Genomic DNA, 12472 nt, shown 5'->3' with positions numbered 1-12472 from the left:
TCCGGCGTCAAAGGCTAAGATACCCGCGATGGATTCGTTCGAACTCAATAAGATCATTGGCGCCGTTCTCGGTACCCTCCTGTTCGTCATGGGCGTGGGGTTCCTGGCCGAGGCCATCTACAGCCCAATCGAAGGTCGCGGCCCGGGCTATGCGCTCGCCGAGGCGGAAGCGGGCGACGGCCATGGCGGCGCGGCCGCCGAGGCCGAGGCTCCCGCTGTGCCGATCGGTGTGCTGCTCGCCAGCGCCGACCCGGCAGCCGGCCAGGCTGCGGCGCGCAAGTGCACCAGCTGCCACAACTTCGAGGAAGGCGCCGGCAACAAGCAGGGCCCCGAGCTCTATGGCGTGGTCGGCCGCGTCGAAGGCAGCCATCCTGGCTTCGCCTATTCGGACGGCATGCTCGAGCATCAGAAGAACGGCGACGTCTGGTCGTACGAGAACCTCGACGCGTTCCTCACCTCGCCCAAGACCTACACGCCGGGCACGAAGATGAACTTCGGCGGCATCAAGGATCCGGTCGAGCGCGCCAACATCCTCGCCTACCTCGCGACGCTGTCGCCCTCGCCCGTGCCGTTCCCGGCCGCCGATGCGGCTCCGGCCGAAGGCGCCGCGCCGGCCGCTGGCGAAGCTGCTCCGGACGAGGGTGGCGCCGCGGCGCCAGCCGAAGCACCGGCAGAAGCGCCGGCCGCACCGGCCTCGCACTGAGGGCTTTCACAGCCGACTGATTTCAGAGCCGCGCCTATGGTGCGGCTCGTTCTTTTTGGGGGAGAAGCCACCGTGACCCTGCTGCTGCATCTTGCCGATTTCAACGAGCGCCGCTGGGCCGCTGGCTTCGCCGCCGCCCTGCCCGGCCACCGCGTGGTGACGCGGGCCGACCAGTACGATCCCGACGAGATCGACTACATCTTCATCTGGAAGCCCAAGCCGGATGCGTTCGCCGGCCTCAAAAACCTCAAGGCCATCCTGTCGCTGGGCGCCGGCGTCGATGCCCTGCTGCGCAATCCCTCGCGCCCTGTCGACGTGCCGATCGTCCGCTTCATGGATGAGGACCTGCAGCAGCGCATGAGCGACTATGTCGTCGCGCAGGTCACCATGCACCAGCGCCTCATCACGCGCTTCAGGCGCGACCAGCAGGCGCGCCGCTGGTCGCAGCTCTATCCGGCTCCCGCCTGGGACGCGAGCGTGGGCATCATGGGCCTTGGCCAGCTCGGCCTCGATGCCATCAAGCACCTCAAGGTGTTCGGCTACAAGCTGCGCGGCTGGAGCCGCTCGGCCAAGCAGATCGAGGGCGTCGAGGTGTTCACCGGCACCGAGCAGTTCGAAGCCTTCCTCAACGGCACGGATATCCTCGTGAACCTGCTGCCGCTCACGCCCGAGACGCAGGGCATCCTCAACTACGAGACCTTCGCCCGGCTCCGGCGCGGCGGCCTCGACGGCGAAGGACCGGTGATCGTCAATGCCGGTCGCGGCGGGCACCAGAAGGAAGCGGACATCGTCCGGGCGCTCGAGGACGGCACGCTCAAGGCGGCGAGCCTCGACGTGTTCGAAGTCGAGCCGCTGCCGCAGCAGAGCCCCCTCTGGGCCATGGACAATGTCTACATCACCCCGCACATCGCCGCCGCCTCGAGCGAGCGCACGGGCGTTGCGTACTTCTCCAAGGTGATCCGCGACCACGCGGCCGGCCAGCCGCTGCCCAACGTGATCGACTTCGGGCGGGGCTACTAGGGCGTCGAGCGCGCTGCCCCACCCCACGCGCTCCGGCCTGCGCCCCTAGAGCTTCAGTTCCCAATACTCGCCCACGAGGTCCTTGCCGAAGCTGCGGTGCGGCTTGCTCTCGGTGAGGACGAACCCCGCGGCGGCGTAGAGCTTGCGGGCGGCAACCAGGCTCGCCTGGGTCCAGAGCCGCACCTTGCCGTAGCGCTTCTCGCGGGCGAAGCGGACGACCTGGTCGACCAGGAGCTTGCCCACCCCGAGGCCGCGTGCCTCGGGCTCGACATAGAGCAGGCGCAGCTGCGCGACCCCCTGCCCCGCATCGACGACGAATACCGAGCCGATCACCCTGCCGTCGCGTTCGGCGATCCAGCAGCTGTCGGTCGCCGGGTCGAACGCCTCGAGGAACTTGCCGCCGATCTCGGCTGCCAGCGCCTCGTAGCTGCCGTCCCAGCCGAACTCATCGGCATAGAGCCGCGATTGCCGGGCTACGACGTGGGCGACGTCGCCGATGTGATGCGGCCTGAGAACGATCGAGGCCGCCTGGTCGCCGCCATCGAGAATACGGGCGATGGTCTGCATGGCGGAGACCAGTTCGCGCCGCTCGGTCTGTGACAGCGGCGCGATGAGATCGGCGATGGCCCGGTCGGCGGCAGCCTCGACCTTCGCCGCCGCCTTGTCGCCGTCGGAAGTGAGCGCGAGCTGGCTGCGGCGACGGTCCGCGACCCCCGGCGATACGGAAACCAGCCCCTCGGCGACGAGCTTCTGCAGCATGCGGCTGAGATAGGCTGGATCTACCCCCATCGCCCGCGCGAGATCGGCGCCGCTCGAGTGACCGGCTTTCGACAGTTCGTAGAACAGCCGGCTTTCGGCCGGACTGCGCTCGGTCTTCGAGTAATGCTCGTCGAACAGCCCCAGCCAGCGCGCGAAGGCGCGGTTGAAGCGACGAATCTCGGCAATCTGGGTCTCATCCATGATGGATGAGATTGGCGCCGATATCGTTGATCTTGTCAACGATATCGTTGCTTCAGGTACCCATAGATGGCGCGAATGCCCTGGTCGGTGCCACCGAACGTGCGGCCCGGCTTCGCCTCCGGGGCCCAGCCATAGATATCGAGATGCACCCAGGCCTTGGCCTGCTTGACGAACCGCTTGAGGAACAGCGCCGCGGTGATCGAGCCGGCAAACGGCGTCGATCCCGCGTTGTTCACATCGGCGATTTTCGAGTTGAGCATCGTGTCATAGGCCGGCCAGAGCGGCATGTGCCAGAGCGGGTCGTCGGACACGGCGCCGGCCGCCATCAGGTCGCGCGCAAGCGCATCGTCGGTCGAATAGAGCGGCGGCAGGTCCGGCCCCAGCGCCGAGCGGGCGGCGCCGGTGAGCGTTGCCATGTCGACGATCAGTTCGGGGCTTTCCTCATCGGCCAGCGCCAGCGCATCGCCGAGGATCAGCCGGCCCTCGGCGTCGGTGTTGCCGATCTCGACCGTGGTGCCGTTGCGGGCCCGCAGGATATCGCCCGGGCGGAAGGCCGGACCGGAGATGGCGTTCTCGACGATCGGGATCAGCACGCGGAGCCGCACCCGCAGGCCAGCATCGATGATGGCATGGGCGAGCCCGAGGACATTCGCGGCGCCTCCCATGTCCTTCTTCATCAGCAGCATGCCGGAGGACGGCTTGATGTCGAGCCCGCCGGTGTCGAAGGTAACGCCCTTGCCGACGAGGGTGACCTTGGGGTCCCCGGCCTTGCCCCAACTGAACTCGACCAGCCGCGGCGCCTCGGCAGCGGCGCGGCCGACGGCGTGGATCATCGGGAAGTTCTGCTTCAGCAGCTCGTCGCCGGCGATCACCTTGATGTCGAGCTTGTGCCGATTGCAGAAGGCGCGGATTTCCTGCTCGAAAGCCTCGGGGCCGAGGTCGTTGGCCGGGGTGTTGATGAGATCGCGGGCGAGATAGGCCGCGTCGGCGAGGCGCGCCACTTCGGCGGCATCAGCGCCATCGACCGCGTCGAGCAGCACGGGTTCGCGCGCCTTGCGGTAACGGTCGAAGCGATAGGCGCCAAGGCGGAAGCCCAGCTCCGCCAGTGTCGGATCACCGAAAGCACCGGACAGCCGGTAGCTGCCGGGCTCGAGCGCGGCAGCGGCGGTGCCGAGAAGCAGCGGCGATCGCCCCTCGGCCGCGCCGAGGCCAAAGAGGTATCCCTCGAGCGATCCGTCCTCCCCCGGCAGCGCCAGGAGCCTGCCGCGCTGGCCGGAAAAGGCGTGCGAAGCGGCCCACCGCGCGGCGCCTGGAGACAGCGTCGAAGGCACCTTCCCCTCCTCGACTGCGATCAGGGGGAGCGGGGCGGATTTGGCCATCAGAGAACTCTGCGAGTGAGGAGCTTCAGCCAAGGTGTACGCCCCACTCGTAGAAGTGACAACGCCCTCCGCAGAGCTACTTAACGCGCTGTTAGGGTTAATCAATTATTGCTGGTTACCGGGCTCGGCAATCCGCTTCGCAGGACGACCAAAGTGTTCTCTCGCCTCTTTCAATCAGACCTCAAGCCATTGCGGGCGCTGCTCCTCGCCGGCGCCGCATCCCTCGCACTCTCGGCCTGTGCCACCAGCCCGATGACGACGGGAAGCATCGGCGATACCGGTGCGTCCGCGATGCCGGCCAACAAGCAGGCCGCCGCGCTCGCCAAGCTCGAACAGCACTACAAGAAGAACCCGGGCGACCGGTCGACCATCTTCTATTACGCCTCGGCGCTCAGGGCGAACGGCCAGAGTGCGCAGGCCGTCGCCGTGCTCGAGAACGGCGTGATGAAGTTCAAGAACGACCGCGAGATGCTGGTCGCCTTCGCCAAGGCGCTGTCGGCGTCGGGGCAGTTCGACCGGGCACTCAACGTCATCGATCGCGCCATCGACCCGGCGACGCCGGGCTGGAACGAGCTGATGGTGAAAGGCGCCATCCTCGACCAGAGCGGGCGCAACAAGGAAGCACGGACGTTCTACGCCCAGGCGCAGAAGATCGCACCGGACCAGGCGGGTATCCGCGCCAACCTGGGGCTGTCCTATGCCATGACCAACGAGCTGGACAAGGCGGAGAAGGAACTGCGTGCGGCCGTCTCCATGCGCGGCGCCAACAGCCAGATCCGCCAGAACCTGGCGCTGATCGTGGGGCTGCAGGGCCGCTTCGACGAAAGCCGCACCCTGTTCGCGGCCGAGCTGCCCGCCGACGGCGTCGAGGCCAACATGGCCTATATCCGCTCGCTCCTCACCCAGCAGAACCGCTGGGACCTGGTGAAGAAGCAGGGCTAGCGCGCGCCCTACCCCGCTTATCCCGAATACAGGAAGGGCGCCCCGCGAGGCGCCCTCTTCTTTACTGGCTCGGAGCGGCGGGCCTGGCTCAGCCGCCGCCCATCATCCCGTTCGCGAACACCCTGATCATCGCCGGGGAGATAATCACGATGAACAGCACCGGCAGGAAGAACACGATCAGCGGGACGGTGAGCTTGGGCGGCAGCGCGGCCGCCTTCTTTTCGGCGTCCATCATGCGCTGCTCGCGACCTTCTTCGGCCATCACGCGCAGCGAAGTACCCACGGAGGTACCGTGCCGCTCGGCCTGGATCAGCGCCTGCATCACGGCCTTGACGTTGTCGAGGCCCGTACGGCGGCCGAAGTTGTCGTAGGCGCGGGTCCGGTCCTCGAGGAAGCTGAGCTCGGCCGTCGTGAGGGTCATCTCCTCGGCGAGTTCCGCGCTCTGGGAGCCCATTTCCTTGGCGACACGCTTCAACGCGTGCTCGACCGACATGCCGGATTCGACGCAGAGCAGTATGAGATCCAGCGCGTCCGGCCAGGCGCGGCGGATCGAGGCCTGGCGCTTCACCGTCTGGTTCTTGAGCAGGACGATCGGCAGGTAGGCGCCGATGAGGCCGACGAGCAGCGCGTAGATGGCATTCAGCCACAGCGGCTTGTCGGCAAACACCGTCAGGCTCATGTAGGCGAAGCCGAGAAAGAACAGCGCGAAGGGCGTGACGAACCGGACGAACAGCCAGGTCGTCATGGCGGACTGGCCGCGATAGCCGGCGCGGGCCAGCGTCTCGGCGGTCTTGTCGTCGACGAACGCCTTCTCGAGCGAGAACTTCTCGACGACGTTCTTCATGTAGTCCTTGCCGGCCGCCTGGCGGATGCTCCGCGTCGGCTGGTCGGGGTCCCCACTGCCGCGCAGGCGCGCCATTTCCTGGGCCCGCATCTTCTCGCGCTCGAGCGCCACACGCCTGATGCGCTGGCGTACCTTTGATCCGCCGGAAAAGAAGGTGGCGCCGATCGAGAAGACGACAGCCGCGGCAGAGACCGCGGCGAGGACCGCGACGAGGAACTGTGTGTTGGTGAGGGTTGCTACGAGATCCACTGCGCGCCCCTACACTTCGAACTGGACCATGCGGTTCATGATGAACCCGCCCATGAACATCAGGATCGCCGCGACACCAAGCAGCAGGTTGCCGATCGGTGTCTCGATCATCGGCAGCAGGTAGGTCGGTGTCGTCAGCGAGACGAGGATGGCAACGATGATCGGGAGCGAGCCGATGATGCCCGCGGAGGCCTTGGCTTCCGAGGACATGGCTTTCACCTTCTCCTTCATCTTCTTGCGGTTGCGCAGCACGCGGGCGAGGTTGCCCAGCGCCTCGGAGAGGTTGCCGCCGGACTGGGCCTGCACGGTAATGACCACGACGAAGAAGTTCACTTCAGGTACCGGCACGCGATCATAGAGCGTGACCACCGCCTCCTGGATGGTCTTGCCGACCGACTGCTGGTCGAGCACGCGCTGGAAGTCCGACTTGATCGGCTCCTTGGCCTCGCGCGCCACGAGGCGCATCGAGTCGTTGAGCGGCAGACCCGACTTCACGCCGCGCACGATGGCCTCTACGGCGTTGGGCAGCTCGTCGAGGAAGGCGTTCTGGTACTTCTTGCGCCGCCGGCCGACATACATGCGCGGCAGCAGGTAACCACCGGCAATGGCGAAGACGAGGCAGTAGATGAGCTCGAGCTGGAGGATGAACGTGACAACGAACACCCCCGCGCCAAGGATGATCGAGTTGCGAATGAAGCCCGCGGGCTTCAGCTTCATCCCCGCCTGGTAGAGCCGGTCGCCGAGCGGGATGCTCTTCTTCTTTTTCTCGATCGCCGCGGTCTGCGCCTTCAGCGTCTGCTGCAGTTCCTTGCGGCGCGTATCGCGCGTGCGGGCCACTTCGGCGGTCGCGCGATTGGCGCGGACGTCGCCGTGCATGGCCTTGATGCGCTTGTCGGCACGGGCGCTGTTGCCCAGGATCGAGGGCACCAGCGCGAAGCCGGCGGCGGCGACACAGACCGCCGCGAGGATCGCGAGAATGAGCGGATTCATGCGCGCCCCTTATGCACTGAGGATCTCGTGGTGCTCGATGTTCGAGCGCTCCAGCGCGTCAACGAGGTTGGCTTCCTCGTTGTAGTAACGGGCGCGCTCGGTGAAGTTCGGCTTGGTGATACCGGTGGAGCGGTGCCGGCCGAGCAGGTTGCCGTTCGCGTCCTCGCCGACGATGTCGTAGAGGAACACGTCCTGGGTGACGATCACGTCGCCTTCCATGCCCAGCACCTCGGAGATGTGGGTGATGCGGCGCGAACCGTCGCGGAGACGGGCGGCCTGGACCACCACGTCGATCGAGGACACGATCATCTCGCGGATGGTGCGGCTGGGCAGCGAGTAGCCGCCCATGGTGATCATCGACTCGAGACGGCTGAGCGCCTCGCGCGGCGAGTTGGCGTGGAGCGTGCCCATCGAGCCGTCGTGGCCGGTGTTCATCGCCTGCAGGAGGTCGAATGCCTCCGGTCCGCGCACTTCGCCCACGATGATGCGCTCGGGGCGCATACGCAGGCAGTTCTTGACGAGATCGCGCATGGTGATCTCGCCTTCGCCCTCGAGGTTGGGCGGACGGGTTTCGAGGCGCACCACGTGCGGCTGCTGCAGCTGCAGTTCCGCCGAGTCCTCGCAGGTGATGACGCGCTCGTCCTTCTCGATGAAGCCGGTGAGACAGTTGAGCAGCGTCGTCTTGCCCGAGCCGGTACCGCCGGAGATCAGGATGTTGGCGCGCACGCGGCCGAGGATGCGCAGCACCTCGGCGCCTTCGGGCGAAATCGAGTTGTACTTGACCAGCTGCGCGAGGGTCAGCTTGTCCTTCTTGAACTTACGAATGGTGAGTGCGGCGCCGTCGATGGAGAGCGGCGGGGCGATCACGTTGACGCGCGAACCGTCGGGAAGGCGCGCGTCGCAGATCGGTGAGCTTTCATCGACGCGGCGGCCGACCTGGCTCACGATGCGCTGGCAGACGTTCATCAGGTGCGCATCGTCGCGGAAGCGGACGTTCGTCAGCCGCACCTTGCCGCCCACCTCGATGTAGCATTTCTGCGACCCGTTCACCATGATGTCGGCGATGTCGTCGCGGGCCAGCAGCGGCTCGAGCGGGCCGTAGCCGAGCACGTCGTTGCAGATGTCCTCGAGCAGGTCTTCCTGCTCGGAGATCGACATGATGATCGACTTGAGCGCGATGATCTCGGCGACGATGTCGCGGATTTCCTCGCGCGCCGTCTCCTGCTCCATCGTCGCGAGCTGGCTCAGGTCGATCGAGTCGATCAGGGCGTTGAAGATCGCCGACTTGGTCTGGAAGTATTCCTTGTCGCGCGTTGCCGCTTCCGGGCTGCGCACATCGACGACTTCGTCGGGGCGCTTGGCCGTATCGAGCGCGCGTGAGGGTTCAGGCCGAGCAGCGGCGGCCACCGGGGCGACGGTGGGCCGCGGAGCGGGTGCGGCGCCCGGAGTGTTGCCGCCGAAACTGGTACGCTTGCCGAACATCGAGGACTAGCCTTTCAGGCGCGCTTCCGCTTCATCATGAACGAGGGCAGCTTGAGGCTCGGCATGCGCGAGCTGCTGCGCTCGGGAGCATTGCGGCCCGTCACATGCATGCCGATGGCGCGGAATGCCTCGTTCGACTTGTTGTTGGCCGAGACCTCGGCGATCATCTGGCCGTTGTTGGCGGCCGTGCCGAAGGTCGCCGCGTCGAAGCCGAGCTGGCCGATCAGGCGACATTCCACCGAGGTGGCGAACTCGTTCGGGGCGATTTCCGGACGACGCGGCATGCCGACCTTGTTGATCACCAGCAGCGGCTCGCTCTCGGTCGGGCGCAGCGCCTTGATGGTGTCCGACAGGTTCTTGGCGTTGCGCAGGTTCGCCAGGTCCGGCTCGGCGACGATGATGATCTCGTCGATCGTGCCGATGGTGTAGCGAACCCAGCTGCTCCAGACGTGCGGGATGTCGAGCACCACGATCGGCATCGACTTCTGGCTCAGCTCGATCACCTGCTCGAACTCGCGCTCCTCGAAATCGAAGGGGCGGTCGAGGACCACGGGGGCGGTCAACAGGCTCACATGGTTGGCCGCCTTGCTCATCAGGCGGTCGAGCATCGTCTGGTCCATCTTCTGGCTGTTGCCGATGGCGTCGGCGATGCCGTGGGGCGGATCCTGGTTGTAGTTGAGACCGGCGGTGCCGAAGGCGAAGTCGAGGTCGAGGATCAGCGTGTCCTGGCGCAGGTGCTGGCTGATCGCCCAGGCGACATTGTGGGCGACGGTGGACCCGCCCGAACCGCCCTTGGCGGAAATGAAGCCGATGGTGCGACCGATCGGGGCGGCGCCCTCGGCGGCGAACAGCTCGCTGATGGCGTCGACGATGGTCAGCGCCGCGGCCGGCAGCACGATATACTCGGAGACGCCGGAGCGGATGAGCTCGCGGTAGAGCAGCACGTCGTTGACATGCCCGAGGACGATCAGCCTCGTGGCGGCGTCGCAGACCGCGGCGAGACGCTCGAGCGCGGACGGGATCTCCTCGGGGCTGAGGGAGGTCTCGACAATGATCAGGTTCGGCGTGGGATTGGACCGATAGGTCTCGATCGCCCCGTCGAGCCCGCCATTGTGCGTGGTGAGCGCGACCTTGGACATGCGCCGGTCATGCACCGCGGATTCCACCAGCTGCGCGGTCTGGCTGTGCTCGCAGAAAGCCTGGATGGTAATGCGCGGGAGCAGGCGGGCACCAGCCACGATGTCGAGGGCGGGTTCCTCGGTGGACTTGCCACCATCCCGAGAGAGCAGACTCATGACAAACTCACTCCATCAATCCAGCACGAAGCCGACGGCACCGTCGTAGCTCCCGCGCGTGCCGGCGGGGCCGACACCGTACATCGTCTCGATGCGCCCGAGGAAAATAGCCTCGGCATCGTTAGCAAATACCATCCGATCCGTAGGAAGCTCGGGAACTTCCCTCGTCGCCTGGGCGAGGTAGGGAGTCACGAGAATCACCATCTCGGTCTGCGAGCGGATGAAATCGCGCGAGCGGAACAGGGTGCCCAGGATCGGTATGTCGCCGAGACCCGGCAGACGGTGCACCTGGGCACGCGTCGTATCCTGGATCAGGCCGCCAATGGCGAGGGTTTCGCCAGCGCGGATCTCGACTGAGGTCTTGGCCTCGCGCTTCTTGATGCCCGGCAGCGTGATGGCGCCGACGGTGATGCTGCCCTCGGGGCTGAGTTCGCTGCTCGCGGTATCCACCTCCAGGCCGATCATGCCGTCTGACTTGATCGTGGGGGTGAACGCGAGGGTCACACCAAAATCCTGGTACGCGAACGACACGGTGTCGTCCTTCACGCCCGTAGGCACAGGGAATTGCCCGCCTGCGGTGAAAGTTGCGGGTTGACCGGAGATGGCCGTAAGCACGGGCTCGGCAAGCGTGCGAGAGGCGCCGCGCTGCTCCATGGCGCGCAGTTGGGCATCTATGGTGAACGGCCCGGCCGTCACGGAACCGCCGATCCTGCTGTTGGAAAAGAGGTTGGAGGCACCGCCAAGGGGCTGATCGCTGACGAACGACGTCGTCAACCCGCCGCTCGAGAAGCTGCCGGAGAGGTCGATGCCGAACTGCTTGGCGAGGCTGCGGTTCACCTCGGCGACGGTGACCTTCAGCATGACCTGCTGGGAGCCCTCGATGTTGAGGACACTGGTCACATTGTCCGGGCCACCGGCGAACTGGGCCGCGATCGCCATGGCCTTGTGGGCCTCGTCGGCGCTGTTGGCGTCGCCCGAAAGCACGATGCGGTTGAGGATCGCGCCATCGACGCCTGTCACCGCGACGGCTTCGACGTCGATCTTGGCCTTGGGGATGACCTTGGCGAAGGTGTCGCGCAGCACTGCTGCGATGTTCGCACTCTGGATGTTCGAGCCCTTGGTGCTGACGTCGAGCACCACGATGGTGCGACCGTTGGCGTCCATGAAGAAGATGTTGCTCTCACCTGCCCCGACGGCCTGGACAATGGCCCGCCGCTTGTTGCGCAGGATCGCGTTGGCGACGCCCGGCTGGGAGACGATGACTTCCTTCACGTCGACCGGCAGGTCGATCAGCATCGACTTGTTGACGTCGAGGCTGACCACCTGGGTCGTCCCTAACGAGGACACGCGCAGGTGGGTCTGCTCGGCACCGTAGGCATGCTGGAAGCCCAGCGGCGCGAGGCTCAGCAAAGTCCCCATGATTGCAGCCGCCAGCGTGAGCTGCACTGTTTGCGAAAGGAGGCCGCGCATCGGCTTGTGGGCACTCACCGGGTTCATCACGTAATCCTCACGCATCATTGGGCCTGCTCTTCTGAGCCGGTCTCTCCGGCTGCCAGCCGGCGATCGATCTCTGCTTCATCGGTGACGGTGGACTCGCCGGCGGACGCCGCTCCGGCACCGTCGCCATCAGCAACGTCGCTGGTCGTGGACACCTCGGTGTAGGCGGCGTCGGCAACCGTTGCCGCGGAGCCGGGGTCCGACGGCATCACGGTTGCGCCGACACCGAAGCGGATCATCTTGACGGCACGGCTGGTTTCGTTGCGAACAGCATCGCCGGGCGCCTGGGCGAAGTCCGCGATCGAACGCAGCACGACCGAAAGCGCGCCCATGCGGCTGGAGTTGATGATGAGCTCGCCCTGGGCGGGTGTCAGCTCCAGGGTCGCGATGGTTCCGCCCTGGAAGGTGCTGTTGTCGACCGGTCCAGGCTGCTCGCCTTCCTTCTTGGCCTTCTCGTTGACCTGGCCGAGGCGGGTGCCGATCGCCAGCACCTTCACGTTGGTGAGGATCGTTTGACTGACGCCGCCACGCGTCATCACGACGTCGACGCGGTCGTTGGGTACCACGAAGCCGCCGGCTGCGGCATCGGCGCTCACCGGCACGGACACCCCGCGCATACCCTTGGTCAGCACGGCCGAGAGATAGCCCTGGTCGGAGCGAACGAGCTTCTGCTCTGAGATCGGTTCGCCGGCAAATATCTCGAAGCGTGCGACCGCCCCTTGCATCTGGGTCACTGCATCGGGAAACGCCGCTTCGGTGATGTACTCCGGGCGGACTGCGAGTTCGGGCCAATCCTGCCACTGTATGGTTGCGGGAGCGAGGCGCTGCCCCACACCGATGGGTCTCTGCGCCACGAGGACCTTGGCCTTTTGCTCCTCGACAACCTGCGTTGGGCCTTCGACCACCACTTGCTGCGGGGCGCTGCCGCGTATGGCAAGGAACGCCGCAAGTCCGCCGGCCACCAACGCAACAACCAGCAGGATGATACGCGAGGCATTCATCGCCCAGACTCCAGACCCAACGAGCCCGTAACGAGCCCCGGTTACACTTGCCTTCGACTATCGCGGCAAAGGGTCAAAGTTTGGTTAATCGATGCTTGTCTGTGACGGTT

Annotated in this window: 11 protein-coding genes; 3 read left to right on the top strand and 8 right to left on the bottom strand. The window is 66.1% G+C overall.

Going from position 1 to position 12472, the window contains the following annotated elements; all coding sequences use genetic code 11:
• Window positions 1-28: 28 nt before the first annotated feature.
• Window positions 29-703, top strand: coding sequence for a c-type cytochrome (locus PRN20_RS05775; RefSeq protein ID WP_273956205.1), 675 nt, complete (start codon window positions 29-31; stop codon window positions 701-703).
• Between the two features lie 72 nt (window positions 704-775).
• Window positions 776-1723 (top strand): 2-hydroxyacid dehydrogenase, encoded by a 948-nt coding sequence (locus PRN20_RS05770; protein ID WP_273956202.1) that lies wholly within the window; start codon window positions 776-778, stop codon window positions 1721-1723.
• Window positions 1724-1768: 45 nt separating this feature from the next.
• Here PRN20_RS05770 and PRN20_RS05765 read toward each other — a convergent pair whose 3' ends face one another.
• Both PRN20_RS05765 and PRN20_RS05760 read right to left on the bottom strand, forming a co-directional pair.
• Entirely contained in the window at window positions 1769-2683 is a 915-nt protein-coding gene (locus tag PRN20_RS05765) for a bifunctional helix-turn-helix transcriptional regulator/GNAT family N-acetyltransferase (RefSeq protein ID WP_273956199.1), read from the bottom strand.
• A gap of 35 nt (window positions 2684-2718) precedes the next feature.
• Window positions 2719-4062, bottom strand: a complete 1344-nt coding sequence (locus PRN20_RS05760) for a leucyl aminopeptidase family protein (protein ID WP_273956197.1) — start codon at window positions 4060-4062, stop codon at window positions 2719-2721.
• A gap of 153 nt (window positions 4063-4215) precedes the next feature.
• On the opposite strand from PRN20_RS05760, the gene PRN20_RS05755 reads away from it, so the two are divergent.
• The gene (locus PRN20_RS05755) at window positions 4216-5004 is read left to right on the top strand and encodes a tetratricopeptide repeat protein (RefSeq protein ID WP_273956193.1); all 789 of its coding nucleotides are present in this window, start codon (window positions 4216-4218) and stop codon (window positions 5002-5004) included.
• 88 nt (window positions 5005-5092) lie between these two features.
• On the opposite strand, the gene PRN20_RS05750 is transcribed toward PRN20_RS05755, so the two are convergent.
• The 6 genes from PRN20_RS05750 to cpaB are packed head-to-tail and all read right to left on the bottom strand — an operon-like array spanning window position 5093 to window position 12362.
• Window positions 5093-6097 carry a type II secretion system F family protein gene (locus PRN20_RS05750; RefSeq protein WP_273956192.1) on the bottom strand — a complete coding sequence of 335 codons (1005 nt, stop codon included), beginning with the start codon at window positions 6095-6097 and terminating at the stop codon, window positions 5093-5095.
• A gap of 9 nt (window positions 6098-6106) precedes the next feature.
• Complete coding sequence (locus PRN20_RS05745) at window positions 6107-7087, bottom strand: type II secretion system F family protein (RefSeq protein ID WP_273956190.1); 981 nt, start codon at window positions 7085-7087, stop codon at window positions 6107-6109.
• Window positions 7088-7096: 9 nt separating this feature from the next.
• Window positions 7097-8569 (bottom strand): CpaF family protein, encoded by a 1473-nt coding sequence (locus PRN20_RS05740; protein WP_273956188.1) that lies wholly within the window; start codon window positions 8567-8569, stop codon window positions 7097-7099.
• A gap of 14 nt (window positions 8570-8583) precedes the next feature.
• Window positions 8584-9864 (bottom strand): AAA family ATPase, encoded by a 1281-nt coding sequence (locus PRN20_RS05735; RefSeq protein ID WP_273956185.1) that lies wholly within the window; start codon window positions 9862-9864, stop codon window positions 8584-8586.
• A 15-nt stretch (window positions 9865-9879) separates the two neighbouring features.
• Window positions 9880-11382, bottom strand: coding sequence for a type II and III secretion system protein family protein (locus PRN20_RS05730; protein WP_273956182.1), 1503 nt, complete (start codon window positions 11380-11382; stop codon window positions 9880-9882).
• Window positions 11379-12362, bottom strand: coding sequence for a Flp pilus assembly protein CpaB (gene cpaB, locus PRN20_RS05725; protein ID WP_273956180.1), 984 nt, complete (start codon window positions 12360-12362; stop codon window positions 11379-11381). Before cpaB ends, PRN20_RS05730 begins: the two co-directional genes overlap by 4 nt.
• Window positions 12363-12472 lie beyond the last annotated feature (110 nt).

The organism is Devosia sp. ZB163, from assembly GCF_028613635.1.
In the GTDB taxonomy this organism is placed as follows: Bacteria; Pseudomonadota; Alphaproteobacteria; order Rhizobiales; family Devosiaceae; genus Devosia_A.
This window is presented reverse-complemented; position numbering and strand designations above follow the sequence as displayed.

Coding starts and splice junctions, on each gene's coding strand:
- PRN20_RS05740 (WP_273956188.1), bottom strand. CDS start 8,569: ATGTTCGGCAAGCGTACCAGTTTCGGCGGCAACACTCCGGGCGCCGCA.
- PRN20_RS05775 (WP_273956205.1), top strand. CDS start 29: ATGGATTCGTTCGAACTCAATAAGATCATTGGCGCCGTTCTCGGTACC.
- PRN20_RS05765 (WP_273956199.1), bottom strand. CDS start 2,683: ATGGATGAGACCCAGATTGCCGAGATTCGTCGCTTCAACCGCGCCTTC.
- cpaB (WP_273956180.1), bottom strand. CDS start 12,362: ATGAATGCCTCGCGTATCATCCTGCTGGTTGTTGCGTTGGTGGCCGGC.
- PRN20_RS05760 (WP_273956197.1), bottom strand. CDS start 4,062: ATGGCCAAATCCGCCCCGCTCCCCCTGATCGCAGTCGAGGAGGGGAAG.
- PRN20_RS05730 (WP_273956182.1), bottom strand. CDS start 11,382: ATGATGCGTGAGGATTACGTGATGAACCCGGTGAGTGCCCACAAGCCG.
- PRN20_RS05735 (WP_273956185.1), bottom strand. CDS start 9,864: ATGAGTCTGCTCTCTCGGGATGGTGGCAAGTCCACCGAGGAACCCGCC.
- PRN20_RS05745 (WP_273956190.1), bottom strand. CDS start 7,087: ATGAATCCGCTCATTCTCGCGATCCTCGCGGCGGTCTGTGTCGCCGCC.